The sequence below is a fragment of the Streptosporangium nanhuense genome, from assembly GCF_059358815.1.
The window spans coordinates 1-26699 of the sequence record NZ_JCADBG010000024.1; the positions used below are offsets into that span (position 1 = coordinate 1).

At 71.4% G+C, this 26699-nt stretch carries 25 protein-coding genes; 10 read left to right on the forward strand and 15 right to left on the reverse strand.

All coding sequences use genetic code 11. The annotated features are described in order from the left end of the window. Nucleotides 1–70: 70 nt before the first annotated feature. Nucleotides 71–283 (reverse strand): dodecin, encoded by a 213-nt coding sequence (locus AC5L38_RS35000; protein ID WP_495247092.1) that lies wholly within the window; start codon nucleotides 281–283, stop codon nucleotides 71–73. A 111-nt stretch (nucleotides 284–394) separates the two neighbouring features. On the opposite strand from AC5L38_RS35000, the gene AC5L38_RS35005 reads away from it, so the two are divergent. Continuing rightward, nucleotides 395–670 (forward strand): DUF3099 domain-containing protein, encoded by a 276-nt coding sequence (locus AC5L38_RS35005; protein ID WP_495247093.1) that lies wholly within the window; start codon nucleotides 395–397, stop codon nucleotides 668–670. A 195-nt stretch (nucleotides 671–865) separates the two neighbouring features. Here AC5L38_RS35005 and AC5L38_RS35010 read toward each other — a convergent pair whose 3' ends face one another. The 6 genes from AC5L38_RS35010 to AC5L38_RS35035 form a co-directional block, all read right to left on the reverse strand. After that, entirely contained in the window at nucleotides 866–1123 is a 258-nt protein-coding gene (locus AC5L38_RS35010) for a DUF6457 domain-containing protein (RefSeq protein ID WP_495247094.1), read from the reverse strand. Beyond that, nucleotides 1120–1926 (reverse strand): molybdenum cofactor guanylyltransferase, encoded by an 807-nt coding sequence (gene mobA / locus AC5L38_RS35015; protein ID WP_495247095.1) that lies wholly within the window; start codon nucleotides 1924–1926, stop codon nucleotides 1120–1122. The genes AC5L38_RS35010 and mobA overlap by 4 nt, the downstream gene beginning before the upstream one ends. Before the next feature lie 38 nt (nucleotides 1927–1964). Further along, nucleotides 1965–2954: a GTP 3',8-cyclase MoaA gene (gene moaA / locus AC5L38_RS35020; protein WP_495247096.1), complete on the reverse strand. Its 990-nt coding sequence runs from the start codon at nucleotides 2952–2954 to the stop codon at nucleotides 1965–1967. A gap of 152 nt (nucleotides 2955–3106) precedes the next feature. Continuing rightward, nucleotides 3107–4294, reverse strand: coding sequence for an RtcB family protein (locus AC5L38_RS35025; protein WP_495247097.1), 1188 nt, complete (start codon nucleotides 4292–4294; stop codon nucleotides 3107–3109). A gap of 200 nt (nucleotides 4295–4494) precedes the next feature. Continuing rightward, on the reverse strand, nucleotides 4495–5226 hold the full coding sequence (locus tag AC5L38_RS35030; protein ID WP_495247098.1) for a hypothetical protein: 732 nt from the start codon (nucleotides 5224–5226) through the stop codon (nucleotides 4495–4497). Between the two features lie 101 nt (nucleotides 5227–5327). Further along, the gene (locus AC5L38_RS35035; protein WP_495247099.1) at nucleotides 5328–5897 is read right to left on the reverse strand and encodes a PadR family transcriptional regulator; all 570 of its coding nucleotides are present in this window, start codon (nucleotides 5895–5897) and stop codon (nucleotides 5328–5330) included. Nucleotides 5898–5950: 53 nt separating this feature from the next. Here AC5L38_RS35035 and AC5L38_RS35040 point away from each other — a divergent pair, with 53 nt between their 5' ends. After that, nucleotides 5951–7141, forward strand: coding sequence for an FAD-dependent oxidoreductase (locus AC5L38_RS35040; RefSeq protein WP_495247100.1), 1191 nt, complete (start codon nucleotides 5951–5953; stop codon nucleotides 7139–7141). Between the two features lie 130 nt (nucleotides 7142–7271). Here the strand turns inward: AC5L38_RS35040 and AC5L38_RS35045 are convergent, their stop codons facing one another. Further along, nucleotides 7272–8141, reverse strand: a complete 870-nt coding sequence (locus AC5L38_RS35045) for a UbiA family prenyltransferase (RefSeq protein ID WP_495247101.1) — start codon at nucleotides 8139–8141, stop codon at nucleotides 7272–7274. 323 nt (nucleotides 8142–8464) lie between these two features. Between AC5L38_RS35045 and AC5L38_RS35050 the strand changes: the two genes are divergently transcribed. Genes AC5L38_RS35050 through AC5L38_RS35060 form a run of 3 tightly spaced genes read left to right on the forward strand, consistent with a single transcriptional unit; the run spans nucleotide 8465 to nucleotide 11581 of the window. After that, on the forward strand, nucleotides 8465–9952 hold the full coding sequence (locus AC5L38_RS35050; protein ID WP_495247102.1) for a type III polyketide synthase: 1488 nt from the start codon (nucleotides 8465–8467) through the stop codon (nucleotides 9950–9952). Nucleotides 9953–9959: 7 nt separating this feature from the next. Next, nucleotides 9960–10571, forward strand: a complete 612-nt coding sequence (locus tag AC5L38_RS35055; RefSeq protein ID WP_495247103.1) for an isoprenylcysteine carboxyl methyltransferase family protein — start codon at nucleotides 9960–9962, stop codon at nucleotides 10569–10571. Continuing rightward, on the forward strand, nucleotides 10568–11581 hold the full coding sequence (locus AC5L38_RS35060; RefSeq protein ID WP_495247104.1) for an NAD(P)/FAD-dependent oxidoreductase: 1014 nt from the start codon (nucleotides 10568–10570) through the stop codon (nucleotides 11579–11581). The genes AC5L38_RS35055 and AC5L38_RS35060 overlap by 4 nt, the downstream gene beginning before the upstream one ends. 190 nt (nucleotides 11582–11771) lie before the next feature. Here AC5L38_RS35060 and AC5L38_RS35065 read toward each other — a convergent pair whose 3' ends face one another. From AC5L38_RS35065 to AC5L38_RS35090, 6 genes are all read right to left on the reverse strand, one after another. Further along, nucleotides 11772–12626: a hypothetical protein gene (locus tag AC5L38_RS35065; protein WP_495247105.1), complete on the reverse strand. Its 855-nt coding sequence runs from the start codon at nucleotides 12624–12626 to the stop codon at nucleotides 11772–11774. A 308-nt stretch (nucleotides 12627–12934) separates the two neighbouring features. After that, on the reverse strand, nucleotides 12935–13642 hold the full coding sequence (locus AC5L38_RS35070; RefSeq protein WP_495247106.1) for a YesL family protein: 708 nt from the start codon (nucleotides 13640–13642) through the stop codon (nucleotides 12935–12937). A gap of 15 nt (nucleotides 13643–13657) precedes the next feature. Further along, nucleotides 13658–15304 (reverse strand): ABC transporter substrate-binding protein, encoded by a 1647-nt coding sequence (locus AC5L38_RS35075; RefSeq protein WP_495247107.1) that lies wholly within the window; start codon nucleotides 15302–15304, stop codon nucleotides 13658–13660. Between the two features lie 41 nt (nucleotides 15305–15345). After that, a complete protein-coding gene (locus tag AC5L38_RS35080; protein WP_495247108.1) occupies nucleotides 15346–16218 on the reverse strand; it encodes a carbohydrate ABC transporter permease in 873 nt (290 codons plus the stop codon). Next, nucleotides 16215–17207, reverse strand: a complete 993-nt coding sequence (locus AC5L38_RS35085; RefSeq protein ID WP_495247109.1) for an ABC transporter permease — start codon at nucleotides 17205–17207, stop codon at nucleotides 16215–16217. The genes AC5L38_RS35080 and AC5L38_RS35085 overlap by 4 nt, the downstream gene beginning before the upstream one ends. Before the next feature lie 902 nt (nucleotides 17208–18109). Beyond that, nucleotides 18110–19945, reverse strand: a complete 1836-nt coding sequence (locus AC5L38_RS35090) for an AMP-dependent synthetase/ligase (RefSeq protein ID WP_495247214.1) — start codon at nucleotides 19943–19945, stop codon at nucleotides 18110–18112. 180 nt (nucleotides 19946–20125) lie between these two features. Between AC5L38_RS35090 and AC5L38_RS35095 the strand changes: the two genes are divergently transcribed. Both AC5L38_RS35095 and AC5L38_RS35100 read left to right on the forward strand, forming a co-directional pair. Beyond that, nucleotides 20126–21643 carry a peptide MFS transporter gene (locus tag AC5L38_RS35095; RefSeq protein ID WP_495247110.1) on the forward strand — a complete coding sequence of 506 codons (1518 nt, stop codon included), beginning with the start codon at nucleotides 20126–20128 and terminating at the stop codon, nucleotides 21641–21643. Nucleotides 21644–21698: 55 nt separating this feature from the next. After that, nucleotides 21699–22310 carry a trimeric intracellular cation channel family protein gene (locus AC5L38_RS35100; protein ID WP_495247111.1) on the forward strand — a complete coding sequence of 204 codons (612 nt, stop codon included), beginning with the start codon at nucleotides 21699–21701 and terminating at the stop codon, nucleotides 22308–22310. Between the two features lie 9 nt (nucleotides 22311–22319). Here the strand turns inward: AC5L38_RS35100 and yczR are convergent, their stop codons facing one another. After that, nucleotides 22320–23756: a MocR-like transcription factor YczR gene (gene yczR, locus AC5L38_RS35105; RefSeq protein ID WP_495247112.1), complete on the reverse strand. Its 1437-nt coding sequence runs from the start codon at nucleotides 23754–23756 to the stop codon at nucleotides 22320–22322. Between the two features lie 75 nt (nucleotides 23757–23831). Here yczR and yczE point away from each other — a divergent pair, with 75 nt between their 5' ends. The 3 genes from yczE to AC5L38_RS35120 all read left to right on the forward strand — a co-directional run bounded on the left by yczE (nucleotide 23832) and on the right by AC5L38_RS35120 (nucleotide 26671). Beyond that, nucleotides 23832–24467 (forward strand): membrane protein YczE, encoded by a 636-nt coding sequence (gene yczE, locus AC5L38_RS35110; RefSeq protein WP_495247113.1) that lies wholly within the window; start codon nucleotides 23832–23834, stop codon nucleotides 24465–24467. A gap of 18 nt (nucleotides 24468–24485) precedes the next feature. Continuing rightward, the gene (locus tag AC5L38_RS35115) at nucleotides 24486–26246 is read left to right on the forward strand and encodes a glycoside hydrolase family 15 protein (RefSeq protein WP_495247114.1); all 1761 of its coding nucleotides are present in this window, start codon (nucleotides 24486–24488) and stop codon (nucleotides 26244–26246) included. A 170-nt stretch (nucleotides 26247–26416) separates the two neighbouring features. Next, the gene (locus tag AC5L38_RS35120; protein ID WP_495247115.1) at nucleotides 26417–26671 is read left to right on the forward strand and encodes a hypothetical protein; all 255 of its coding nucleotides are present in this window, start codon (nucleotides 26417–26419) and stop codon (nucleotides 26669–26671) included. Nucleotides 26672–26699: the final 28 nt, after the last annotated feature.

The following is a 26699-nucleotide window of genomic DNA, read 5'->3' on the forward strand; positions in this document are numbered from 1 at the left end:
CCGCCAAACACGGAGCCCTCCAGACCCTACTCAAACAAGATCAATCGGCGGCAGCTTGACACAGGGCTACTCAGTCGTCCTCCAGGCGGAATCCGATCTTCATGCCGACCTGGAAGTGGCCGATCTCCCCCTCCTCGATGTGCCCTCTGATCTCGGTCACCTCGAACCAGTCGAGATGGCGCAGGGTCTGGGAGGCGCGGCGGACCCCGTTGCGGACGGCGGCCTCGATACTCTCCCCCGAAGTGCCGACTATCTCGGTCACCCGATACGTTCGATCTGTCATCTCCTGCTCCTTCCCGGAAAGCCACGATTACATGACCGTTCACACCCAGCCGATATGAGGCCTAGATTGGGAGTTGTGAAGGTATGGGGTAAGCGTCCGGTAGTCCACCAGGTGACGGATGCCCAGCCCTCGCTGAGCGCCGACATAGGCAAGCGCGAGAAGAGTTACTTCATCAAGATGGGGATCCGGCTGATCTGCCTGGTCCTCGCGTTCACGGTGCCCGCTCCGATGCCCGTGCGGCTGCTACTCTTCGCCGGGGCGATCTTTTTACCATACCTTGCCGTGATCGGGGCCAACGCGCCGCCGCGCGGAGTTCCGCGTGCCCCTGACGTGGAAGATTCTGGACAAAGTGAGATTCCACGCCACCGACGCGAGATCGGGTCGTGACTAAGTCTTGACGCACCCCAAGGGTAGTAGGTGTACGCTTTAGCCAAGTGCCCTGGTCCCCCGTCGGGGCACTGTTGCCGGCGTTCCGGGCCCCCGTCGGAACGCCGATGAAGCGACGCCGGGTGGTTTGCCCCCGTAACCACCCGGCGTCGCCCTTTTCTCAGACTTTCACAATAAAACGTTTTGCCTTTGGCATTATTTGTCGCCCAGTGTCTCGGTCGTCGCCTGCTCCCAGTTGCGCGCCAGCGCGGTCAGCCTCTCCACGACGTCCGGCGGCGCCGTGCCCGCCCCCTGGGCCAGGCCGAGCAGATAGGCCGTGAGCGGCGCGGCCGGCCGGGCCACCCCGTGCGCGACCTCCTTGGTCAGGTCCAGCACCTCGTCGCGATCCACCAGCGCGGGATCGACACCCAGCTCCCGGCAGACCAGCGCGGTCCACTCCGCCAGCACGTTCATCTCTCGCTCCTTGTCCGCGGCCGCGCCCGTTCCGTGCCGTCGCCGCTCTCGCGACCCTCGCCGGAACCCACGCCTCCGCCCTCGGAGCCCGGCTCCACCGTCCGGGCCCGCTGTAGATCGTCCATGGTGTCGCAATCGAACCACGGCCGCCCGGTGAGATGAAGCGTGACCGGGTCGAGCGGGGCCAGCAGTCCGTGCAGCGACCGCCCCTCGTAGCGGGCGAGCGCCCGCGTCAGGCTCTCCGCGTGCCACACCCCGGCGAGCCACTGCTCGCGCCCGCCGTCATCGAGGAGCACCGCTCCGGCCCTGGGCCCGCCCCCCTCCCCCGCACGCGTCCCGGCCCCGCCCGGAGGCGGCCCTGTTCCCGCGTACGGCGCCGTCTTCCGCCCCTCCCCCGCCCCGGTGCACGACGTCGTGTCCCGCCCCTCCCCCGCCCGGGTGCACGGCGTCGTGTCCCGCCCCTCCCCCGCCCCCGCGGCGGCCAGCAGCGCGTCCACGTGCTCGGCGGTCAGGAACGGGAGATCGGCGGCGAGCAGTGCCACCCACGGCGCGGTCACCTCGGCCAGGCCCGCCCGCAGCGCCGGGACGGGCCCGCCCCCGGGCGGGTCCTCACGACGGAAGATCGCGCGCGACAGCCCGGGGCGGGACGGCCCGACGACGATCAGCCGCGTCGCGCCGGGCACGGCGGCGGCCACCGACTCGACCAGCGGGCGGCCGGAGACGTGCAGGCCGGGCTTGTCGCGCCCGCCGAGCCTTCGCGCGAGACCGCCCGCCAGGATGCAGGCGTCGTGGCGGACGATCATCGCGCACCTCCGTGTCTCCGGGACTCCGGGCGGGGACGTCAGCCGCCGATGGCGGACATCGGGCGGGACGGCTGCAGGAAGGTCGGGTCGTCGATGCCGTGACCGGCCTTCTTGATCCGGACCGCGGACCGCCAGCGCTCGGCGATCTCGTCGTCGTCGGCACCCGCGCGCATCGCGGCCCTCAGGTCGGACTCGTCGGTGGCGAACAGGCAGTTGCGGATCTGGCCGTCGGCGGTGAGCCGTACCCGGTCGCACGCGCCGCAGAACGGCCGGGTGACCGAGCCGATGACCCCCACCCTGGCCGGACCGCCCTCGACGAGGAACAGCTCGGCCGGGGCGCTGCCGCGCTCCGCCGCGTCGGCGTCGACCAGGTCGAAGTCGGCCTTGAGCATGGCGAGGATCTCGTCAGCCGTGATCATGTTCTCCCGGCGCCAGCCGTGCTGGGCGTCCAGCGGCATCTGCTCGATGAACCGGAGCTCGTAGCCCCGTTCCAGGCAGTAGCGGAGCAGCGGCACGGCCTCGTGGTCGTTGATCCCGCGCATCAGCACCGCGTTGACCTTGACCGGGCGCAGTCCCGCGGCGTCGGCCGCCTCCAGCCCTTCGAGGACGTCGGCCAGGCGGTCGCGGTGGGCGAGCCTCTTGAAGGTCTCGCGATCGAGGGTGTCGAGGGAGACGTTGACCCGGTGCAGGCCCGCGGCGGCCAGGGAGGCGGCCATCCGGCTCAGCCCGATCCCGTTGGTGGTCAGCGAGACCTGCGGGACGGGGTCGAGCGCGGTGGTACGGGTCACGATGTCGACCAGCTCGCGGCGGAGCAGGGGCTCACCGCCGGTGTAGCGGACCTCGGTGATGCCGAGCCGCTCCACCCCGACGGTGACCAGCCTGACGATCTCGTCGGCGGTCAGCAGCTCGGGTTTCGGCAGCCATTCGAGGCCTTCCGGTGGCATGCAGTAGGAGCAGCGCAGGTTGCAGCGATCTGTGAGGGACACCCGCAGATCAGTCGCCACGCGACCGAACGAGTCCTGCAGCACGGGACGCCACCTCCCAATTGATCACCTGTTGGAACAGGGGGCCAGCCTACGGCCAGCCCCCCGCCCGGCCCTAGACAGGCCTCACTGTTTCAACATCACCACGAGATGGTTGATTCCTGGGGAGATGTCGTCGCACGCCCCGATTCCTGCCGTCAGCCCTTGACGCAGACCAGTTGCCGCAGGTGGGCGACGACCTCGACCAGGTCGGCCTGCGCCGCCATGACCGACCGGATGTCCTTGTACGCGCCGGGGATCTCGTCGATCACCCCGGTGTCCTTGCGGCACTCGACACCGGCGGTCTGCTCCTCGAGGTCGGCCAGGGTGAAGGTCTTCTTCGCCTTGCTCCGGCTCATCCGGCGCCCCGCGCCGTGCGAGGCCGAGTTGAACGCGGCCGTGTTGCCCAGGCCCTTCACGATGTAGGTGCCGGTCGCCATCGACCCGGGGATGATCCCGAACTCGCCGGACCCCGCCCGGATCGCGCCCTTGCGGGTGACGAGCACGTCCACGCCGTCATAGCGCTCCTCCGCCACGTAGTTGTGGTGGCAGGAGATCGGCCGCTCGAAGGTGATGCCCGCCAGGTGGCGCCGGAGCACGTCGCAGACCAGGGCCATCATGACCGCCCGGTTGCGCCGCGCGTAGTCCTGCGCCCAGAACAGGTCACGCCGGTAGGCGTCCATCTGCGGGGTGCCCCCGACGAACACCGCCAGGTTACGGTCGGGCAGGTCCTGGTTGTGCGGCAGGTGCTGGGCCTGGCCGATGTGGTGCTCGGCCAGCTCCTTGCCGATGTTGCGCGACCCGGAGTGCAGCACCACCCAGACCGTGCCCTCGTCGTCGGCGCACACCTCCAGGAAGTGGTTGCCCCCGCCCAGGGTGCCCATCTGCACCTCGGCGCGCTCCCGCCTCGGGCGCACCGCCGGGGCCAGCGTGTCGAAGTCCTTCCAGAACCCCGCCCAGTCGGCGGTCTTGAGCCCGTGCAGCTTGGTGGGGTCGACCGGCCGCTTGTGGTGCCCGAACCCGACGGGGATCGCCTGCTCCAGCTTCGAGCGCAGGTACGGCAGGTTGTCGGGAAGGTTCTCCACCCTGAACGAGGTCTTCACCGCGGTCATCCCGCACCCGATGTCGACCCCGACCGCCGCGGGCGAGACCGCGTCGCGCATCGCGATGACCGACCCCACCGTCGCGCCCATCCCGTGATGCACGTCCGGCATCACCGCGACTCCCTGCACCCACGGCAGGTTCGCCACATTGCGCAGCTGCTGCATCACGTTCGGCTCGACCTCGGCCGGGTCGGCCCACATGCGGATCGGCGCACGCCCGCCCACCACCTCGTTGTACGACATCCCCACATCGCCTCCTCCCTGCCACATCCCGAACGTGATCAATAAGGCCAGAAAGGCCGGCCGTCCCGCAACTCGATAATCATCGGGTCACGGCCGCACACGGGACACCGGGTGGCCCGGCGAGGGACCGGACGGCCGCGCCCGCCGGCCTCGACCGGTGACGGGGACGGCGGGACGCGCCCGGGAGGACCCCGGGAAACTCAGAGCCCGAGCTTGGACAGCTCGTCGCTGGTGAAGGTGAGCTTCACGACGGGAGAGGTCTCGTCGCTCATGAAGGCGTAGAAATCGAGGTCCCAGAAGGGGTTGGGGGACTCGCCCGGGACGGCGTCCTTGACCCCCTGGACACCCGGTGTGCCGCTCTTGTGGCGGGCGTACCACTGGTCGACGAAGAAGCAGTCGGGACCGTAGGTCTTGATGTCTCCCACGTCGCCCTCCTCGCGCCCCACGACGACGTAGGCGTGCCCCGCTCCCCCGGTGGTGTCGCGGAAGTTGACCAGCTCCACCTTGACGCCCGAGCCGAGCAGCTTGGGCTGGTCGGCGAGCATCCCGATGACGCAGCAGGCGAAGAGCGTGCAGTTGGCGCTGGCGAGGCCGCGGTAGTTGGCCCGCCCGGTCGCGACGTACTTGCCCTTGATCTTCTCGCGGGCCTCGGCGAACGTGGACTGGGTCACCGGCCCGTCGAGCCCCGCCTCCCTGCCGATCGCCGGCAGGCGCACGGTCTTGAGGTCGGAGAACTGCTGGCCGTCGGGAATGATCTCTGGAACGTTCCCACCACCGGCCGCGATCTTCAGCTGCTTGATGACGACGTCCTCGTCCAGCAGCTGCGGCCAGGGATTCCACAGCTTGGCCGTGGTCATCTTCGTCTTGGCGATCGCCGCCTGCACGGCCTCCATCCGCGTCTGCTTGGGGGTCGCGTGGGTGGTGTGACTCATGGTGATCTCCCAATTACGTGTGCCGGGGGAAATATGACACTTTCACCGCCTTTCCCTGGTGGCAACGGGATGACCTGTTGTGGACAGCGCGACGGCGGACGTCAGACGCGGTAGTCCCAGTCGAGCAGGCCCGTGCGCAGGTCTCCGGCGAGGCCGCGGACGTAGTCGAGTTCGGCCCCGAGCACGGCCCGCTGGTACTCCGACTCCACCAGGAAGACGCGGGGCAGGAACCTCCCGCCCTCGGTCAGGTCGGTGTCCAGCTCCGCCAGCCGCGCCTCCAGCGAGGCGAGGCGCTCCTCCAGCGCGGCACGGACCTCGCCGGGCGGCAGGACGGGCATGAAGGCGAGCGCGGCGGGGAACTCGGGGAACTCGCGGGCCCGCGCGGAGAGCATCGTCCGCATCCACTGCCGCAGCGTCTCGCGGCCCGCCTCGGTGGGTTCGTAGACGGTCCGCTCCGGGCGGTTCTCCTCGCGCGAGGTCTCGCGGACCGCGATGAGCCCGTCGCGCAGCAGCCGCTCGATGGTCTGGTACACGCTGTTGCGCTGCGCGACGTTGACCACGTCGTCCTTGTGCCGCTCCTCGATCAGCCGCTGCATCCGGTACGCGTGCATCGGCGCCTCGGCGACCAGCGAGAGCAACGCCATGGCCAGAGGAGATCGCCTCGTAGACATGGCGAACATCGTAGGGCCCGCCATTTGTTAGTCATTCTATGTATAGTCATCTTATGACTAAAAAAGCGCTGATCATCGGCGGGGGCATCGCCGGTCCGGTGACGGCCATGGCCCTGCGGCACGCGGGCGTGGACTGCGAGGTCTTCGAGGCGTACGACCGCGGTTCGGAGGGCGTGGGTGTCTTCCTCACGCTCGCGGTCAACGGGATCGAGGCCCTGCGCCCCCTCGGCCTGCACGACCTCGTCCACGACCTGGGCATGGACTCCTCGGTGATGCTGATGCTCAACGGCCGGGGCAGGGCGCTCGCCTCCACCCGTCAGCCCAGCCGGACGCTGAGGCGCGCCGACCTCTACCTGGCGCTGCGCGACGAGGCCGTGCGGCGCGGGGTGCGGATCCACTACGGCAGGCGCCTCACCGACGCCTCGATCACCGCGGACGGGGTACGCGCGGTCTTCGCCGGCGGCGGCACGGCCGAGGGTGATCTGCTGGTCGGCGCCGACGGGCTCCACTCGCGCACGCGCACGATCATCGACCCCGGCGCGCCCCGCGCCCGGCACGTCGGGCTGCTGAACACCGGTGGTTTCGCGGACGGTGTGAAGGTGCCGGGCGAGCCGGGGACGTACCACTTCGTCTTCGGGAAGCGGGCCTTCTTCGGCTACCTGGTCCATCCGGACGGGCAGGTGTGGTGGTTCGCCAACCCGCCGAGCCCGAAGGAGCCGGCTCCGGAGGAGCTCGCGGCGGTCACCTCGGAGGAATGGCGCGCCACGCTGATGGAGCTGTTCGGGGACGACACCGGGCCGATGCTCGACATCATCCGCGCGACCGGCGACATTCCCGCCGGATGGAACACCTACGACTTCCCGACCGTGCCGAAGTGGTCCAACGAGCGCATGGTGATCCTGGGCGACGCCGCGCACGCGACCTCCCCCTCGTCGGGCCAGGGGGCCTCCATGGCGATCGAGGACGCGGTGGTGCTGGCCAAGTGCCTGCGTGACGTCCCCGGCACCTCGGACGCGTTCGCCGCCTTCGAGAGGCTGCGGCGCGACCGGGTGGAGCGGGTCGTGGCGCACGGCAGGCGCAGCGGGAGCGGCAAGGCGCCGGGAGCCGTCGGAGCCTTCCTCCGCGACCTCATGCTTCCCGTCGTCATGCGGCAGGTGGACAGGAGGGACGCGCTGGCCTGGATACACGACTACCGGATCTCCTGGGACGACCGGGTGTCCGCGGTGCCGTCGGCCTCTCGCTGAGACACGGGCGTCCGCACCGGCCGGCGAGCCGGTCGAGGCCGGACAGGAGCGGGGCGGGAGCGGGGCGGAGCGCGAGCCGGTCGGAGGTGAGCCGCCGGGGCGTGGATCGGTGGCCGGACGGGAGCGGGGGTCACAGGGCGGTGATGGCGGTGCCGCGGGCGAGGAGCAGGACGACGTCGACCGCGGCGACGGCGATCGCCATGGCGAAGGGGACGCGCGACGAGCCCCGGCCCAGTGCCAGCCCTCCGGCGGTGAACGCCCCCGCCGCCGCCAGCGCGATCCAGCCTCCCGCGCCCGGCGGCTCCGGGGGGCCGAAGACGAGCAGGGCCGTCGCGGCCAGCAGCGGCAGCGGGATCAGGACGCGGACGCGGGCGGTGCCGAGCCGCTGCGGCCAGCCGCGGACCCCGCCCGCGAGGTCCGCGGGGATGTCGGGAAGCACGTTCGCCAGATGCGCCCCGCAGCCGAGCAGCGCGGCGGCCGTCACCGCCCACCAGGCGGGCCACGGGTGTCCCGGCAGGCCCAGGGTCACGAACCCCGGCAGCGAGCCGAACCCCACCGCGTACGGCAGCCAGGACAGCGCGGTCGCCTTGATCCCGAGGTCGTAGGCCCACGCCGCGGCGACGCCGGCCAGGTGGACGGCACCGGCGGCGGGACCGGAGGCCAGGGAGAGCGGCACGCACAACGCCAGGGCCGCGAGCGCGGCGGCCCACACCGTACGGACGCCCACCGCGCCGGAGGCGACGGGCTTGGCGGCGCGTCCCGCGGCGGCGTCGCGCGCGGCGTCCACCGCGTCGTTGCACCAGCCGACCGATAGCTGCCCCGTCAGCACCGCGGCGGCCACCAGGGCGCACCCGGCCGCGTCGCGCCCGCTCGCGACGGCCAGCGCGGTCACCAGGGCGGTGACCGCCACGGTCGGCCCCGGGTGACAGGCCAGCAGCAGCCCCCGCAGGGCCCGGAACGACGGCTCGGGGCCCAGGCGCGATGGCCGACTCGTCGTCACAGGTCGATCGTAGGCGGGAACCCCGCCGGGCGCGGGCACCCCGCGGACCGGAACGCGGCCCTCGATCGCCGGTCGCCCGCTCTCCGGTCATCCGCTTCACGGTTCTCTGCTTCACGGTTTCCTCCCTTACGGTTCCTCGGCTCTGCGGCCGCTCGCGTCGCGGAGGCGGGGACGACTTTCTCCCGGGCTTGAAGAGGTCGGGCGCGACCTCCCCGTGGACCGGAATGCCGTGGGAGGCGGGCACGGAGGACTTCGTGACGCATGCCACACACGCAGATGGGCAAAAGGGAGGTGTCCGCTGTTTGCGAGCCGGGGGTTAATAGATGACGCGAATCGTCGCTGTCCGCGGCGCACTCCCGCCGAACCACCACTCCCAGGCAGAGATCACCGAAGCGTTCGCGCGAGCGTGCCTTCCCGAAGGGGCCAGCCGCGGGCTGCTCGACAGGCTGCACGCCTCCGCGCGGGTCGAGTCACGGCACCTGACGCTGCCGCTCGAACGGTACGCCAAGCTGGACGGCTTCGGCGCGGCCAACGACGCCTTCGTGGAGACGGCCGTGGAGCTGGGCGTCGAGGCGGTGGGCGGGGCGCTGGAGGACGCGGGGGTTCTTCCCGAGGACGTGGACATGATTCTCTTCACCTCGGTGACCGGTGTCGCGGCGCCCTCGGTGGACGCCAGGCTGGCCGGGCGGCTCGGGCTGCGCCCGGACGTCAAGCGGATACCGGTCTTCGGACTGGGCTGTGTCGCGGGAGCGGCCGGGATCGCCCGCCTCCACGACTACCTGCGCGGCTGGCCGGACCATTTGGCGGTGCTGCTCTCGGTCGAGCTGTGCTCCCTCACCCTGCAGCGCGGTGACGCCTCCGTCGCCAACATGGTCGCGAGCGCCCTGTTCGGCGACGGGGCGACGGCGGTGGTGGCCTGCGGCGACGAGTGGCGGCCCCGGCGTACCGGCTCCCCCGGCTCCTCTGAGGCCTCCGGGGCCTCCGGGGCCTCCGGGGCCTCCGGGGCCTCCGGGGCCTCCGGGGCCTCCGGGGCCTCCGGGGCCTCCGGGGCCTCCGGGGCCTCCGGGGCCTCCGGGGCCTCCGGGGCTTTCCGTGCCACCGGGGCGAGCGGCGCGTTCGCGACGGCGCCGACGGCGCCGACCGCGGGACCCGCCGGGTCCTCCCCGCCGAACGGCGCGCCCGCGACGCGACACCGGCTCCCCCTCCCCGGCCCCTCCGCGCCTGCTTCGGCTTCCTCTCCTTCCTCGGCTTCACCGTCCTCCGCGTCTTCGGGATTCGCGAGGTCCTCCCCCGCGACCGGCGCTCCCGTGACGCACCGGCCGCTTCCCGAGCGGGCGGAGGCGTACGGGATCCCCGAGCCGCCCGCCGCGATGACGGGGCCGACGGTGGTGGCCTCGCGCAGCCACCTGTATCCCGGATCCGAGCACGTGATGGGCTGGCACGTCGGCGACACCGGCTTCCGCGTGGTGCTCGACGCGAGCGTCCCCGAGGTGGTGCGCACCTACCTGGCGGACGACGTGCACGGCTTCCTCGGCGACCACGGCCTGCGCGTCGAGGACGTGACGGCGTGGGTCTGTCACCCGGGCGGCCCGAAGGTCCTGGAGGCGGTGGCGGAGACGCTGCGGCTTCCCGAGGGCGCGCTGGACCTCACCTGGCGCTCGCTCGCGGCGATCGGGAACCTGTCCTCGTCCTCCGTCCTGCACGTCCTGCGGGATACGCTCGCCCTGCGGCCACCACCGCCGGGCACGCCGGGACTCCTCCTCGCGATGGGGCCGGGCTTCTGCTCCGAACTCGTACTGCTGCGCTGGTAGGAGCCCGATGTCCTGGCATCTGTCGTCCTGGTACCTGCTCCTCGTGCTGCTCGTCGGCCTGGAGCGTGTCGCCGAGCTGGTCGTCGCGCGCCGCAACGCGCGCTGGAGCATGGCACGCGGCGGGGTGCTGTCCGGGCAGGGCCACTACCCGTGGATGGTCCTCCTGCACACCGGCCTGCTGGCCGGGTGCCTGGCCGAGGCGGGCCTGGCCGACCGGCCCTTCGTGCCCGCGCTCGGCTGGCCGATGCTCGCGCTGGCGGTCGCCGCGCAGGGACTGCGCTGGTGGTGCATCACCGCGCTGGGCCCGCAGTGGAACACCCAGGTCATCGTCGTGCCGGGCCTGCCGCTGGTGGAGCGCGGCCCCTACCGGCTGCGCTGGCTGCGCCACCCCAACTACGTCGCGGTGGCCGTCGAGGGGGTGGCGCTGCCCCTGGTGCACACCGCGTGGGTCACCGCGCTGGTGTTCACCGTGCTCAACGCCGTGCTGATGGTGGTGCGGATCCGCTGCGAGGAGGACGCCCTGGCCTCGCTCGCCACGGCTCCGCCCGCCTCCGCGCCGCCCGTCACCGCGCCGCCCGCCGACGGGCCACCGCCGTCCACCGGCGGGGCGTCGGCGTGATCGACGTTCTGATCGCGGGCGGGGGCCCGGCGGGACTGGCCACCGCCATCCACGCCGCCCTGGCCGGGATGGAGGCCGTCGTCGTCGAACCCAGGGCCGTACCGGTGGACAAGGCGTGCGGCGAGGGGCTGATGCCCAGCGGGACCGCCGCCCTGGGGTCGCTGGGGGTGCGGGTGGAGGGCAGGCCGCTGCGCGGCATCCGCTACCTGGACCGCCGGTACGCCGTGGAGGCGGCGTTCCGCGACGGGTCGGGCCTGGGGGTGCGGCGGACCGCGCTGCACGCCGCGCTGGCCCGGCGGGCGCGGGAGCTGGGCGTGCAGGTCGTACCCGGCAAGGTGGACGGGGTGCGGCAGGACGGCCGCGGGGTCGAGGCGGCGGGCCTGCGGGCCCGCTGGCTGGTGGCCGCGGACGGCCTGCACTCCCCGCTGCGCGCCCTGCTCGGGCTGGAGCTGCCGGGGCGCGGGCCGCGCAGGTACGGGCTGCGGCGGCACTACCCGGTCGCGCCGTGGACGGACTTCGTCGAGGTGCACTGGGCCGCGGACGGCGAGGCGTACGTGACGCCGGTGGGCGAGAACCTGGTGGGCGTCGCCGTGCTGAGCTCGCGGCGGCGCGGCTACCCGGAGCACCTGGCGGACTTCCCCGCGCTCCTGGAACGGCTGGAGGGCCCTGCGGCGACCCCGGTGCGCGGGGCGGGGCCGCTGCGCCAGCGGGTGCGCGCCCGGGTGGCCGGGCGGGTGCTGCTGGTCGGCGACGCGGCCGGCTACGTCGACGCGCTCACCGGGGAGGGGGTGTCGCTCGCGCTGACGTCCGCGCGGCTGCTGGTCGACTGCCTGCGGGCCGGTACCCCCGGGTCGTACGAGGCCGCCTGGCTGCGGCTGTCCCGGCGGCACCGGCTGCTCACCGGCGCGCTGGTGGGCACCCGGCGGTACCGGACGGCGGGGCGGCTGATCGTCCCGGCCGCCCGGCGGATGCCCGCCCTGTTCGGCGCGGCGGTGCACGCCCTGGCCTGACCCGGAGGCCCGTTCCCTGCCAGGAAGTGTCCCCGGCCGCCGGTCCGTGCTCCTTCCGGCCTGCCCCGGAGGCCCGTTCCCGGCCGGGAACGGGCCTCCGGGGCAGGCTCAGGCGTTCCCGGCTCCGGTCGTCTCCGGCCGGGCCGTGCTCCCGGGGGGTCGCGGTCACCGGCGTCCGCGGGCGGCGCGTCTAGCGCGAGACCTGGTGGACGATGCCCAGCCTGGGGGCGTAGTGGTTCGTGCCCTGGAAGCGGATCCGCCACTCGCCGCCCGTGCGGTCGCCCACGGTCCGGGCGAAACGGCCGTGGGAGTCGGTCGTGGCCCCGGCCACCTTCGTCCACCCGGCCTTCTCCCCCGGCCGGTGCAGGATCTCGACGGGCTGGCCGGCGAAGGGCGCGTAGTCGAGGTCCCCCTGCGGATCGACCCTGTTCAGCACGCCCGTCACCCGCACGCCCGAGCCGCCCCTGACCGCCTCCACGCCGCCGAACCTGGTCAGGCGCTTCAGCAGGAAGCCCGTGTGCCCGGTGACCTCGGCGCCGTCCGCGCCCTTGGCGGTCACCGAGACCGTCCAGGGTCCCGCCGGGTACCAGCGGCTCAGGCTCCTCTCCGGGGCGAACCGCCAGGTCACCCAGCCCTCCCCGGGCAGGGAGACGATCCTTGCCTCCGCCGTCCCGGCCGTGCCGTGAGCGAGGCGGGCGGCCACGATCGGGCCGGGTGCCGGGCCGGGGGCGAGGGCCGGTCCCCGTCCGGGCTTCGGCTGGGCGGGCGCCTCGCGGCGCGGCGCGGTGACGGGGAAGGACGTGCCCGAGGCGGGAGGCGCGCCGGGCTCGACCCTGATCCTCACCCCTCCGGGGACGGTGACGCCCCGGGCCACCACCTCTATCACCATGCGTACGGAGTCGGCGGGCCCGACCACGGGGCTCGCGGGGCGCAGGGTCACCGAACGGATCGTCAGGTCCTCGACGGCCGCGGCCGGTGCTCCGGCCGGTACCGGCAGGGTCACTGCCCCGGCCGCCAGGGATGCGAGAAGGACTCTCATCGTCATGATCAGGACGCTAGGAGGCCGCCGGTAACAAGCAGGTAGAGGACACACGCCCCGTTGGGCAAAGCGCGAGGCGCCCGGCGGGAAAAGCCCGCGGTGCGCCCGGCGTCGTGGTCGAGCGGGAAGAGACACTCGTGCCCCGCGTCCTCGCGTACCGCGCGCTCGACGTGGGCGGGGACGTCGCCGAAGCGGTTCCGAGCCACCGCCGCCTCATGAGCCGCGCGTCCTCCCGCCAGACGCCAGGCCGCCGAGGCGTTTCCCGAGGCCGCCCATCCGCGTGTTCGTCGTGTTCGCCGTGTTCGCCGTGTTCTTCATGTGGGCTCCCGTGTCGGCGTCGCCGCGCCGGCCGTGAACCTCTCCCGCACCTCGGCGGCCATCGGGCGGCTGTTCAGCAGGAGCGCCGACGCGAACACCGAGGCCAGCAGCACCGGCAGCGCCTCGGAGGCGACCAGCGTGAGCCCCGCCGCAAGGACCAGCAGGCCGGCGTTGCCCAGCGAGGCCCGGGGGGAACGGGTGAGGAAGTACGCGGCCAGGCGGGCGACGTCCCGCGCGCGGAACGCGAACAGGGAGGTGATCACCAGCGCGTTGGCGATCCAGAGCGTCGCCGCCACGGCGATGAGGACCGACGGCGCGGCCCACCATCCCCGGGCCCCGCCGGTGGCCAGGTTCGACCCGATGACGGCCATCCACAGCAGCCACGGGATCCAGAGCTTCAGCACCCCTCGGAGGTTGGCCAGGTAGCCGCGCCAAAAGGCCGCCCCGGGGTGCAGGTCGGTGAGGTCCAGGCGGCGGTGGCGCAGCGCGTACAGCGCGGCCGAGAGCGCCGGGCCGACGGGGATCAGGCAGCACGCGGCAGGCGCGATGTTGCCGGCCTCCCGGCCGAGCAGCACGAGCCCGGCCAGGCCCGGCGCGGTGGTGAGCAGGAACAGCAGCTCGACCACGAGCAGGGTGTAGACGAGCGCGCAGGCGCGCGCGAGGGGGCCCGCGCCGAAGCGGGGCCCGGCCGTCGTGCCGGTCATCGGGGGAACTCCACGTCAACCGTGCTTCTGCTTGAAACGCTCGTGGGCGCCGTTCACCATGTCGACGAAGGAGAGCATGTTGTTCGCCTCCAGTTCCTTGACGTAGGCGCCCCACTCGCCGAAGTCGCGCTTGCCGAGGACGAACTTGAGCGTGTTCTGGGTGACGTGGTCCTTCAGCGGCGTCTGCCACAGCGTGACCTGCTCGCGCTCCTCGTCGGTGAGCGGGTGCGGGGGCGGCACCGGCAGGGGCTTCCTGGAGTTCATCTCCTTCTGGAAGGCCACCTCCTCGTCGGAGAAGGTCGACTGGAGGAGTTCGGTGGCCCCGCCGTAGGCGAAGACGCCGTTGGAGAAGCCGAAGTCCTTCTGCAGGTGCTTGGGCGCCTTGGGGTTGAGCCCGACGAAGTCGACATCGGGGGCGAGCTTGTACTTCCCGGACGCGTCCTTGGTGTGGGTGACCCCCTCGACGCCCCACTTGGCGAACGCCTGGCCCGCGTCGGAGTACCAGAGCCAGTCGACGAACTGCATCATGGCGACGAAGTTCTTGCTGTCGCGGGCCTTCTTGGAGATCATGACGCCGTTCTCCAGGCGGGTGTTGCCCGCCCCGTACTTGATCGGCCCGAGCGGCCCGACGGGCAGGGGGATCTTGACGAGCCTGGCGTCGGGGTTGGCCTTCCTCAGCGGCGGGCGGTACTCGTTGACCAGCGTCTGCGCGTTCGTGCCGATCACGAAGGACTTGCCGGACACCAGTTTCTGGATCGCCAGGTCGTCGGTCTGGGTGAAGCTCTCCGGGTCGAGCAGCTTCTCCTTCACCAGCGTGTGGAGATACTCCAGCATCTGCCGGTACTGCTCCATGGCGCCGGTGAAGGCGAACTTCTGGGCGGTGGGGTCCCACACCACCCCTTCCGCGTACCCCCAGCCGCCGGGGGCGCCGTAGGAGATGCCGATGATGTTCAGCAGGTTGGCGCCGGGTGTGAGGGTTCCCCAGCGGTCGGAGAAGGGATAGGAGCCGGGGTACTTCTCCTTCATCGCCTTCAGCACGGTGCGCAGGTCCTCCCAGGTCCCGGGGATCTCCAGCCCGAGCTCCTCGAGGATGTCCGCGCGGACCGCCAGAGAGTAGTCCACCCAGTGGTCCTGGTGGAGGCCGGGCAGGAGGTAGAAGCGGCCGTCCGACTGCCGGAGCGTGTCCAGGTCGGCCTGGAGGTTCCACTTGGCGACCTTCTCCTTGAAGTTCGGCATCAGGTCGAGGTAGTCGCTGACCGGCAGGATGGCGCCGGAGGCGACGAAGGGGGTCTCCTGGGCGGGATAGGTCTTCGGGATGATGAGCGGGGCGTCACCGGCGCCGATCACCAGGCTGCGCTTGTTCTCGTAGTCGCTGAGCGGCACCACGCTCGGCTGGAACGTCACGTTGGTCCGCTTGCCGAGTTCCGACCAGAACAACCAGTCGTTCTTGATCGGGTAGAACGGGTGGTTGTTGTAGAGCACGGTGAACGAGATCGGCGCGGCGGCCTTGAACGGGGTGCCGGGGCCGTAGCCGGGCATCGCGCCGTCCCGGTTCGCCGAGAGGTCGTCGGCCGGCTTCTTGGAGTCGTCACCGCCGCAGCCGGCGAGCACGGCGAAGGTGCCCATCGCGACCATCGCCTGACGCCGGTTCATCTGGTACATGGCACTCCTCTTCGGGAACGGGGTGGGTGGGGGCGGCCGGGCTATCCCTTGACCGCGCCGAGCGTGACGCCGGTGACGAAGTAGCGCTGGACGAAGGGGTAGATCCCCAGAATGGGGAGGATGGTGAGCACCGTCGTCACCGCCTTGATGTTGGCGGCCACCGTCAGGTTCATCGCGTCGGCGCCGACGGACGACGCGCCGGTGGCGCCGGCGATCAGGTTTCGCAGGAAGACGGTCACCGGGAAGAGATCGGACTGGCTCATGTAGAGGAACGCGGCGAACCACGAGTTCCAGAACGCGACGGCGTAGAAGAGCACCATCGTGGCGATCACCGCCTTCGACAAAGGCAGCACGATCCGCAGCAGGATGCCGTAGGTGCTCATGCCGTCGATCGCGGCGGCCTCCTCCAACTCGACCGGCAGCCCCTCGAAGAACGCCTTCATGACCAGGAGGTTGAAGACGCTGACGGCGTTCGGCAGGACGATCGCCCAGATGCTGTCCTTCAGCCCGAGGCTGGTGATCAGGACGTAGTTGGGGATGATGCCGCCGGAGAAGAACATGGTGAAGACGGCGATCCCGATCAGGAACGTGCGGCCCTTGAGATGCCTCTTGGACAGCACGTAGGCGTAACAGGTGGTCATGAACATCGCGATCGCCGTGGCGACGACCGTGTAGACCACTGTGTTGCGGTAGTTCGTCCAGAACGTCGGGTCGGAGATGACGTACTCGTACGTCGACAGGGTGAACCCGCGCGGGATGAGGTTGACCTGGCCCGAGCGGATGGCGTTCTCGTCGCTCAGCGAGCGGGCGACGACGTTGACGAAGGGGTACAGGGTCACGATCACGACGCCGGTGAGCACGACCGCGTTGACCGCCTGGAACACGCGGTGGCCCCGGGTCCTGTCCGCGCTCACCACAGGCTCGTCCCCACCGTGCGCCGGGAGATCAGGTTCGCCGACAGCACCAGGGCCAGCCCGATCAGCGCCTCGAACAGGCCGATCGCCGTGGCGTAGCTGAAGTTGTTGGACACCACGCCCATCCGGTACAGGTACGTGGAGATCACGTCCGCCGTGGGGTACGTCAGCGGGTTGTAGAGCAGCAGGACCTTCTCGAACCCGACCGCCATGAACGCGCCGATGTTCAGGATCAGCAGGGTGACCGCGGTCGGCCGGATGCCGGGGAGGGTCACGTGCCAGGTCTGCCGCCACCGGCCCGCGCCGTCGATCCTGGCCGCCTCGTACAGCTGGTCGTCGATGGTGGTGAGCGCGGCGAGATAGAGGATCGTCCCCCACCCGACGGTCTGCCACATCTCCGAGGAGACGTAGATCGTACGGAACCACTCCGGCTGCTGCAGGAACGAGACGGGATCGCCGCCCGCCACCCGCATGATCTGGTTCACCGGCCCGTCGGCCGACAGCAGCTCGATGACGAGACCTGCCACGACCACGATCGACAGGAAGTGCGGCAGGTAGGACACCGACTGGACGATCCGCCTGAGGCGCCGGTGGCGGACCTCGTTGATCAGCAGCGCGAGCACGATCGGCATGGGGAAGCAGAACAGCAGGGTCAGCGCGCCCAGCACGAGCGTGTTGGTGAACACCTGCCAGAACGTCGGGTCGTTGAGGAACATCCGCACGTAGCGCAGGCCCACCCACTCCTCGCCCAGCACGCTGCCGCCGGGCTCGAACTTCCGGAAGGCGATCACGTTGCCGAGCATCGGCAGGTAGCGGAACACCGCGAAGAACAGCAGCGGGAGGATCGCCAGCGAGTACAGCTGCCAGTCGCGGCGCAGCGCCTGGCGCCAGGTGCGGCCGGAAGGGCGCCTCCCTGCGCCGGGGGCGGGTCTCGCCTCGTGGACGTCCCGGGTGCCGGACGACACGCCGACCGTTCCTGTCGTGCTCATCCCCGCGGCTCCGGTGCCGGCCGGTGGACGCGCGCCGGCGGGCGCGGGCGTCGCCGGTGGACCGCCTGTTCGCTCATGCCACCCCTTCGGCCGGCGACGGCGTCACCTCACGCTGTCGGCCAGAAAGTATCGGAATCGTGGGGCTGAAACTTTCTATTCAGTCTATTAATATTGCGGAAATATAAGCGGCCAGTAGAGGCGAGTCAAGAGAGCTGTCAACGGACCGGTGGGCGGAAAGGTATTTCTCACCATTGTCACGGTCCTAAATTGTCCGGCGCGGCGTGCCTCGGGATTTCGAAATATTTCGGATCCGGACAGGCGTGGGGCCGGGCGGAAACGCCGGGTCAGGAACCGGGAAAGCGGGGCACACGGGAAACCGGAGGACGCGGGCACGGCGCGGGGGTGCGGGCACGGGCGCGGGGACGCGGGCACAGGGGTGCGGGGAAGCGGGCACAGGGGTGCGGGGGACGCGGGGGCGCAGGGACGCGGGCGCGCAGGGACGCGGGCGCGCAGGGACGCGGGCGCGCAGGGACGCGGGCGCGCAGGGACGCGGGCGCGCAGGGATGCGGTGGTGCGGGCGGGGGACGCGAGTGCGGGCGCGGGGACGCGGGCACCGGGAAAGGAGAACCCGGCGCCCGGCGACGGCGGGCGCCGGGCGGCTCGTGGGCGGCCCGAGGTCTCCTCGTGGTCAGCTCTCGTACGTGTCTCTCACCCGGCCCGCGGGCCGGCTCTCTCACATGGCCGGCGCGGCCGGCTCACGCGCGTGACCGGCCCGGCCGGCTCTCGTGCGCGACCGGTGCGGCCGGCTCTCGTCCGTACCGCCCCGGTCGGCTCTCGTACATGCCCTCCCGGTCAGCCCTCGCACGTACCCGCGCGTTCGGTTCTCGTACCCGGCGTCACGGTCAGCCCTCGTACATGCCGTCGATGATCTCCGAGTACTTGGCGTGGATGACGCGGCGCTTGAGCTTCAGGCTCGGGGTGAGCTCCGCGCTCTCGGCCGTCCACTCCACCGGCAGCAGGCGCCAGCGCTTGATCTGCTGGACGCGGGCCAGCTTCTCGTTGGCGACGGAGATCGCGCCCTCGACGGTCTTGAGGACGTCGGGGTGCTCGGCGAGGTCGGCCAGGGTGGTGAAGGAGACGCCGTTGGCCTGCGCCCAGCCGGGGGCCACCTCGCCGTCGAGGGTGAGGATCGCCACCGGGTACGGCCTGCCGTCGCCGTAGGCGAGGGCCTGGCCGATGAGCGGGTGCTCCTTGAGGTAGTTCTCGATGTTGGCCGGGGAGATGTTCTCGCCCCCGGAGGTGATGATGATCTCCTTCTTGCGGTCGACGATGCTGACGAAGCCGTCCTCGTCGACGGAGCCCACGTCGCCGGTGTGCAGCCAGCCGTCGTCGTCGAGCAGCTCGGCGGTGGCCTCGGGCCGGTTGAGGTAGCCGCGGGTGTTGGCCGGGCTGCGGGTGATGATCTCGCCGTCCTCGGCGATCCTGACCTCGACGCCTGGGCCCGCCTGGCCGACCGTGCCGAGCTTGTAGCGGTCGGGGGCGTTGGCGGTGAACGCGCCGGTCGTCTCGGTCATGCCGTACACGTCGAGGACCCGCAGGCCGAGGCCGGCGAAGAAGCGCTGGACCTCCAGCGGCATGGGCGCGGCGGCGGTGGCGAGCCAGCCCGCGTTGTCGAAGCCGATCATCGACCGGATGATCGACAGCAGCGCGGCGTCGGCCTGCTCGTAGGCCGCCGCGACCTCGGGCGAGGGGGTGCGCCCGTACTGGTTGGCCTCGACGTAGGCGAGCCCGGCGGCCATGGCCTGGCGCACGCCCTCCTGCTGCTCGTCCGGCTGGGTGGCCAGCAGCGCCTGCAGCCGGGCCATCATCTTCTCCCACACGCGCGGCACCCCGAAGAACAGCACCGGCTTGACCTGGCCGAGGGTGGCGCCGAGCTGGGCGAGGTCGGTGCAGAAGTGGGTGTGGGAGAACTTGAAGAGCGGCAGGTAGAGGCTGAGCACCCGCTCGGCGATGTGCGCGTAGGTGAGGTAGGAGATCTGGGTGCCGTTGCTGGGCAGCTCGGCCATCCGGTTGGTCGCCACGACCTCGAAGAACACGTTGGCGTGGGTGAGCGGCACGCCCTTGGGGTTGCCGGTGGTGCCGGAGGTGTACAGGACGGTGAGGACGTCGTCGGCGGTCACCGCCTGCCAGCGGGCGTCGACGGCGGCGGGGTCGGCGGCGAGCGCCTCGCGGCCGAGGGCGAGGAAGTCGTCCCAGGAGACGAACCGGTCGCCAGCCGGGGCGCCCTCCAGCACGATGACCTTGCGAAGCCCGGGAAGGTCGTCCAGGACCGGCTCCCACCTGGCCAGGTCGGCCGCCCCGCCGAGCACCGCGATCCTCGCCCCGACGTCACCGGCCACGAAGGCCACCTGCTCGGGGGCGAAGGTCGAGTAGACCGAGCAGGACACGGCGCCGGCGTGCACCGCTCCCAGGTCCGCCAGGACGTGCTCGCTGCGGTTGACCATCATGAGCGCGACCGCCTCGCCGGGCTCCAGCCCGAGCGCGGCGAAACCGGCGGCGATCTCCAGGACCCGCTGCCTGGCCTGGGAGTAGGTCAGCGTGGACCAGCCCCCCTCGACCGGGTCGGAGTAGGCGGGCGCGTCCGGATTGCTGTCGGCCGCCTCCTTCAGCTGACCGCAGACCGTACGGCCCGCGATCTCCCTCTCGATCGCCGCCCGCTCCTCAAGGACACCGGCCATGACGCGCCTCCAGAAAGTGCTCACTTGCACGAGTGGCATGCATCGCACCACACGCCGTTCCCCTTGGACAAGCCCCTGAAAGGGAGAAGAAACGCCACATTGCACAACCGGCTTTCCCGGCCCGGCAGGAGGCGTACGTAGAGTTAGCCTCTGATCACGCGATGACGTTCGGGGGGACGCATGCCATCGGGAACACGGGCTCGCGGCAGGACCTTCTTCGGGCATCCGCGCGGCCTCGCCACGCTGTTCGGCACCGAGATGTGGGAGCGCTTCAGCTGGTACGGCCTGCGGGCCATCCTCGCCACCTTCATGGCCGCCTCCCCCGCCACGGGCGGCCTCGGGCTGACCGAGCAGACCGCCCAGGCGATCATCGGCATCTACGGCGCCCTCATCTATCTCGTCGCGCTGCCCGGCGGCTGGATCGCCGACCGGGTGCTCGGGGCCCGCAGGGCGGTGCTGTGGGGCGGCGTCGTCATCATGTTCGGCCACATCAGCATGGCCATCCCGGTCAGGACCGGCGCCTTCGTCGCGCTCGGGCTGCTCCTCATCATCGCCGGGACCGGGCTGCTGAAGCCCAACATCTCCACGATGGTCGGCAAGCTCTACCCGCGCGACGACGACGCGCGCAGGGACGCGGGTTTCTCGATCTTCTACCTCGGCATCAACATCGGCGCCTTCATCGCCCCCATCGTCGTCGGCCGGCTCGCCGAGGGCGACCGCTGGCACCTGGGCTTCGGCGCGGCGGCGGTCGGCATGGCCCTCGGGCTGACCCAGTACGTGCTGGGCAGGCGCCACCTGAAGGGGGTGGGCGAGCGGCCGGGCCACCGGATGACCCCGCGCGAGCGCCGGCACTTCACCCTCGCCGCCGTCGCGGCCGTCGTCGTGGCGGGCGCCGCGCTGGCCGTGTGGGCGGCCACCGGCACCTTCGGCCTCGACACCTTCGCCCTGGTGATGACGCTGCTCATCGTGGCGGTGCCGGTGCTCTACTTCGGCTACATCCTGCTGGGCAGCCACAACCTGACCGACGACGAGCGCTCCCGGATGAAGGCCTACGTCTGGCTGTTCATAGCGGCGGCCATCTTCTGGATGGTCTACGACCTGGCGCCGACCGTGCTGCTGTTCTTCGCCCAGAACAACACGGACCTGTCGCTGTTCGGCCTGCGGATCACCCCGGCGACCACGCAGGCGTTCAACCCGCTGTTCATCATGATCTTCGTGCCGGTCTTCGCGGCGCTGTGGGTCCGGCTGGGCAACCGGGTGACCGCACCGCACAAGTTCTCGGTGGGACTGTTCGTCAACGGGCTGAGCTTCATGATCATGGCGCTCGCCGCCACGCTGGCCGCGACCGGGAGGATCTCGGTGTGGTGGCTGGTGCTGGTCTACCTCGTCCAGGTCTTCGGGGAGCTGGCGCTGAGCCCGGTCGGGCTCTCGGTCACCACCAAGCTCGCCCCCGAGGCGTTCAAGAGTCAGATGCTCGGGTTGTGGTTCCTGTCCTTCTCGGTGGGCGACGCGGTGGGCGGGCAGACGGGGCGGCTGAGGAACTACATGTCGGAGCCCGCGTACTTCCTCACCCTGGCCGCGATCTCCATCGCGGCCTCGCTGGTGCTGCTCGCGTTCTCGGGACGGCTGCATGCGATGATGCGCGAGCACCGGGCGCCGGACGCGCCGAGCACGCCGGGCGCACCTCCCTCGCCCTGATCGTCTCGCCGACTTTACGGAAAGTACATATGTCCGGTTATGGCATAATTCAGCAGTGAATCATGTGCTCGATCTCGTCGGGATCTTCGTCTTCGCCCTCTCGGGCGCCCTCGTCGGCGTGCGCAGGCGGCTCGACGTGGTGGGCATGACCGTGCTGGCCGAGATGACCGCGCTGGGCGGCGGCATCCTGCGCGACCTGATCCTGAACGTGCGGCCCGCGGCCTTCTCCAGCGTCGGCTACGTGGTCGTGCCGGTGCTGGCCACGGTGATCGTGTTCTTCTGGCACCCTCAGGTCGAGCGGGTGACGCCCGCGATGAACGTGTTCGACGCCGCCGGGCTCGGCCTGTTCTGCGCGGTCGGCACCGGGAAGGCGATGTCCTTCGGCCTCTCCCCGCTGCACGCGGCCCTGCTCGGGGTCACCACCGGAGTCGGCGGCGGCATGCTGCGCGACGTCCTCTCCGGGCAGATCCCCGCCCTGCTGTACGACCGCCAGTTCTACGCGGTGCCCGCCATGCTCGGCGCGGGGCTGATGGCGCTGCTCTACACCCTGGAGCTGCACGGCTGGCCGGCCACGCTGGCCGCCGCGCTCCTCATCTTCGGGCTGCGGATGGCCGCCGTGCGCCTGAAGCTGCGGGCCCCGCTGGCCAGGGGCGTCACCGCCGACTGAGACACGAGCTCACAGGCTCGGGGTGAGGGGTTCGGCGGGGCGGATGCCGTACGCGCCCCTGCGCCTGGCCTCGGCGATGCGCCGCACGGCCTCGACGAGGACCCGCGGCGGCTGGGTGAAGGGGAGGCGGAGCCGCCCCTCCAGGGTGCCGTCCACGCCGAACCACTGCCCGGGGGCCAGGCGGACCCCCTGGCAGGCCGCCGCGTCGACCAGCGCGACGGCCGAGGGGCCGGACAGCCGCACCCAGAGCGAGCCGCCGCCCCGGGGCGTCAGGAAGCTCCAGTCGGGCATGCGCGCCGCCAGCTCGGTCGTCAGGACGTCCCTGGAGGCGCGCAGGAGGCGGGCCCGCTCGGCCCTGGCCCCCTCGATGCCCTCGAACAGCGCCGCCACCACCAGCTGCTCGAAGAGCGGGCTGGCGATGTCCACGGAGGCGCGGAGAATGGCCAGGCGGCGGACCGTCGCGGCGGTGGTGCGGATCCAGCCGATGCGCAGCCCGCCCCACCACAGCTTGGACGCCGAGCCGATGGTGATCACCCTGCCGTCGGTGTCGAACGCGGCCAGCGGCGTGGCCCGCTCCCCCTCGTCGATCGCCAGCTCGCACCAGCTCTCGTCGGCCACCAGCGTGGTGCCGTACCGCCTCGCCGCGGCGGCCAGGGCCGCCCGCGCCGTGTCGTCCATCAGGTGACCGGTCGGGTTCTGGAAGTCGGGGATGACGTACACCAGGCGGGCGGCGGACTGGCGCATCGCGCAGGTCAGCAGTTCCAGGTCGTGCCAGCCCTCGTCGGGGACGCCGACCGGGACGATCCTGGCGCCGCGCGTCCTGGCCAGGTCCAGGACGTGCGGGTAGGTGGGCGACTCCACCAGCATCGGGTCGCCCCGGGAGAGCAGCATCGTGGTCACCAGGTGGATGGCCTGCTGGGCCCCGGTGGTGACGAGGATCTGCTCGGGGCGGGTGGCCACCCCGCGCGCGGTGTAGCGGGCCGCGATCGCCTGGCGCAGCGGGGCGATCCCGACCGGGTCGTAGCCCATGCCGAGCGTGTAGCGGGGATAGCGGTCGGTTGCGGCGGCGATCGCCTCGGGCAGCGTCGAGATCGCGCTCGGGGCCGCGGCGTGCAGCGGCAGCAGCCCGTCGTCCCCGGCGGCGAGCCAGGGGTTGTCGGTGCCCAGCGAGCCCGCGTCGGGCAGCGCGGTCCAGCTTCCCGCGCCCTGCCTGCTCTCCAGGTACCCCTGCTCGCGGAGCAGGTCGTAGGCCGAGGTCACGGTGGTGCGGCTGACGCCCAGGGCCGCGGCCAGGTGCCGCTCGGCGGGCATCCGCACCCGCACGGGCAGCCGCCCGTCGAGGACCAGCGACCGCACGCTCCTGGCCAGGACCCGGTAGTACGGCCTGGCCTTGGGGTCGATCGACAGCAGGCGGGCGAGCTGGGGGCCGCTCAGATACCGGTCCATGGCGGCCATCGTAAGGCCACTTATCGCGATTGGCCCTTTTGGTCCGTCCCTATGGCCCTGACGATGGAAGCCATTATGAGCGAACTCTCCCTGCCCACCCTCGCCTCCCTCCCCAACCGGCTCACCCGCCTGTACGCGGGCCTGGCCCTCTACGGCGTCGGCGTGGCCCTGCAGATCGAGTCGCAGCTGGGCGGCAGCCCCTGGGACGTGTTCCACCAGGGGCTCTCCATCCACATGGGACTGTCGATCGGCACCTGGATCATCATCGTGGGCGCCCTGGTCATGCTGCTGTGGATCCCGCTGCGGCAGAGGCCCGGGGTGGGCACCCTCAGCAACGTCGTCTTCCTCGGGCTGTTCGCCGACGCGGCCATGTGGCTGCTCCCGACCCCGGACGCGCTCGCCGCGCGCTGGGCGTACCTGCTGCTCGGCGTCGTGGTCACCGGGGCGGCGACCGGCCTGTACATCGGCGCGGGGCTCGGTCCCGGGCCGCGCGACGGCCTGATGACCGGCCTGAACCGCCTGGGCCTGTCCATCCGCTCGGCGCGCACCGTCATCGAGGTCACCGTGCTCGCCGCGGGCTGGCTGCTGGGCGGGACGGTGGGGGTGGGGACGCTGGTGTTCGCCCTCGCGATCGGGCCGCTGAGCCAGTTCTTCATGCCCAGGACCCGGCCGGGCGCCCAGTTCCTCCGGAGGCCACCGCGGACCGCGTGAAGGCGTTAACTTCGAGGCATGTGGATCGAGGACTACGCTCTCATCGGCGACATGCAGTCGGCGGCCCTGGTCGGCCGGAACGGCTCCATCGACTGGCTCTGCCTGCCGCGCTTCGACTCGCCCTCCTGCTTCGGGGCGCTGCTCGGCGACAAGAAGAACGGCCAGTGGTGGATCGGTCCCGCGCACGCCGAGCGTCCGCACGCCACCCGGCGCCGCTACCGGGGCGAGACCCTCATCCTGGAGAGCGAGTGGGACACCCCGACCGGCACGGTCAGGGTGACCGACTTCATGCCCACCCGGCACACCAACCCCGACCTGGTGAGGATCGTGGAGGGCGTGTCCGGCACGGTCGAGATGGCCACCGAGATCCGCATCCGCTTCGACTACGGCCGCATCGTGCCCTGGGTGCGCCGCAGCGACGGCCTGCTGCAGGCCGTCGGCGGGCCCGACTCGGTGTGGCTGCACTCCCCCGTCCCGCTGGAGGGGAGCGACTACGCCCACCGGGCCAGGTTCGAGGTGTCCGAGGGCGACAGCCTGGCGTTCGTCTTCACCTGGCACCCCTCGCACGAGCCCAGGCCCGTCGAGATCGACCCGTACGAGCAGCTGGCCGAGACCGAGGCGCTGTGGGCCGAGTGGGTCGAGCAGTGCACCTACCGGGGGCCGTGGCGTGACGCCGTGGTCCGCTCGCTCATCACGCTCAAGGCGCTCACCTACGCCCCCACCGGCGGCATCGTCGCCGCCCCGACCACCTCGCTGCCCGAGGACCTCGGCGGCGTGCGCAACTGGGACTACCGCTACTGCTGGCTGCGCGACGCCACCATGACCCTGGACGCCCTGATCGGCGCCGGATACCTGGAGGAGGCGGGCGCGTGGCGGTCCTGGCTGCTGCGGGCCATCGCGGGCCGCGCCCAGGACCTGCAGATCATGTACGGCGTCGCCGGGGAGCGCAGGCTGACGGAGCTGGAGCTCGACTGGCTGCCCGGATACGAGAACTCCCGGCCGGTCAGGATCGGCAACGGCGCGGTCGACCAGCTCCAGCTGGACGTCTACGGCGAGGTCATGAACTCCCTGCACCTGTCGCGCGTCTCGGGCCTGCAGGCCGACCACCGGGCCTGGACCCTGCAGTTCGAGCTGATCTCCTACGTCGAGGAGCACTGGGGCGACGCCGACGAGGGCCTGTGGGAGGTCCGCGGCCCGCGCCGGCACTTCGTGCACTCCAAGGTCATGTGCTGGGTCGCCGTCGATCGGGCCGTCAAGCAGGTGGAGGCCTTCGGCAAGCCCGCCCCGCTGGCGCGCTGGAAGGAGCTGCGCGACCGCATCCACGCCGAGATCTGCGACAAGGGCTTCGACCCGGTGCGCGGCACCTTCACCCAGTCGTACGGCTCGCAGGAGCTGGACGCGGCCCTGCTGCTGATCCCGATCGTCGGCTTCCTGCCGCCGGAGGACCCCCGCGTGGTCGGGACGGTGGAGGCGATCCAGCGCGAGCTGATGGTCGACGGCTTCGTGCTGCGCTACCCCGTCTCCCCCGACAACGACGTGGACGGCCTGCCCGGCGGCGAGGGCGCGTTCCTGGCGTGCAGCTTCTGGCTGGCCGAGGCGCTGGCGATGATCGGCCGCAAGGACGAGGCCGTCGAGCTGTTCGAGCGCCTGCTGTCGCTCCGCAACGACGTCGGCCTGCTCGCCGAGGAGTACGACCCCCGCTACGGCCGGATGGTCGGCAACTTCCCGCAGGCGTTCAGCCACGTTCCGCTGATCCACACCGCCCGCGCGCTCAGCTGAGACGGAGACGTCCAAGCCCCTTTGTCGCCTTTCATCCCTTTTTATCGGGATAAGGGACGAGACTCGGTCGGCTTTTCGGAAATTCGCTAAGAAATATGGGATTGGGCTGCAACAATCCGGTGCGATCGTCACTCTCATCTGACGTAACAGCACCGGAAAGGAACGAACCAATGAGCGATTTCGACGTGACCACCACGGACCTGGTCGACTACGACGGCGACGGGGGCACCGACGCCCAGCTGATCGACATCGACGGTGACGGTCTCGCCGACGAGGAGCGCTACGACACCGACGGCGACGGCGTCACCGACGTCGTCTACCTCGACCACGACGGCGACGGCTACATCGACGAGACCCGGGTCGACCTGAACGGCGACGGGGTCTCCGACTACACCGAGACCGCGGGCCCCTTCCCGACCGTCTGATCCGGCGAGACCGGCACGAGCCCGTGTG

Coding starts and splice junctions, on each gene's coding strand:
- AC5L38_RS35035 (WP_495247099.1), bottom strand. CDS start 5,897: ATGTCTACGAGGCGATCTCCTCTGGCCATGGCGTTGCTCTCGCTGGTC.
- AC5L38_RS35000 (WP_495247092.1), bottom strand. CDS start 283: ATGACAGATCGAACGTATCGGGTGACCGAGATAGTCGGCACTTCGGGG.
- AC5L38_RS35055 (WP_495247103.1), top strand. CDS start 9,960: ATGTCCTGGCATCTGTCGTCCTGGTACCTGCTCCTCGTGCTGCTCGTC.
- AC5L38_RS35030 (WP_495247098.1), bottom strand. CDS start 5,226: ATGAGTCACACCACCCACGCGACCCCCAAGCAGACGCGGATGGAGGCC.
- AC5L38_RS35025 (WP_495247097.1), bottom strand. CDS start 4,294: ATGTCGTACAACGAGGTGGTGGGCGGGCGTGCGCCGATCCGCATGTGG.
- AC5L38_RS35075 (WP_495247107.1), bottom strand. CDS start 15,304: ATGTACCAGATGAACCGGCGTCAGGCGATGGTCGCGATGGGCACCTTC.
- AC5L38_RS35010 (WP_495247094.1), bottom strand. CDS start 1,123: ATGAACGTGCTGGCGGAGTGGACCGCGCTGGTCTGCCGGGAGCTGGGT.
- AC5L38_RS35070 (WP_495247106.1), bottom strand. CDS start 13,642: ATGACCGGCACGACGGCCGGGCCCCGCTTCGGCGCGGGCCCCCTCGCG.
- AC5L38_RS35085 (WP_495247109.1), bottom strand. CDS start 17,207: ATGAGCACGACAGGAACGGTCGGCGTGTCGTCCGGCACCCGGGACGTC.
- AC5L38_RS35120 (WP_495247115.1), top strand. CDS start 26,417: ATGAGCGATTTCGACGTGACCACCACGGACCTGGTCGACTACGACGGC.
- AC5L38_RS35090 (WP_495247214.1), bottom strand. CDS start 19,945: ATGGCCGGTGTCCTTGAGGAGCGGGCGGCGATCGAGAGGGAGATCGCG.
- AC5L38_RS35095 (WP_495247110.1), top strand. CDS start 20,126: ATGCCATCGGGAACACGGGCTCGCGGCAGGACCTTCTTCGGGCATCCG.
- AC5L38_RS35050 (WP_495247102.1), top strand. CDS start 8,465: ATGACGCGAATCGTCGCTGTCCGCGGCGCACTCCCGCCGAACCACCAC.
- AC5L38_RS35065 (WP_495247105.1), bottom strand. CDS start 12,626: ATGACGATGAGAGTCCTTCTCGCATCCCTGGCGGCCGGGGCAGTGACC.
- mobA (WP_495247095.1), bottom strand. CDS start 1,926: ATGATCGTCCGCCACGACGCCTGCATCCTGGCGGGCGGTCTCGCGCGA.
- AC5L38_RS35040 (WP_495247100.1), top strand. CDS start 5,951: ATGACTAAAAAAGCGCTGATCATCGGCGGGGGCATCGCCGGTCCGGTG.
- yczR (WP_495247112.1), bottom strand. CDS start 23,756: ATGGACCGGTATCTGAGCGGCCCCCAGCTCGCCCGCCTGCTGTCGATC.
- yczE (WP_495247113.1), top strand. CDS start 23,832: ATGAGCGAACTCTCCCTGCCCACCCTCGCCTCCCTCCCCAACCGGCTC.
- AC5L38_RS35115 (WP_495247114.1), top strand. CDS start 24,486: ATGTGGATCGAGGACTACGCTCTCATCGGCGACATGCAGTCGGCGGCC.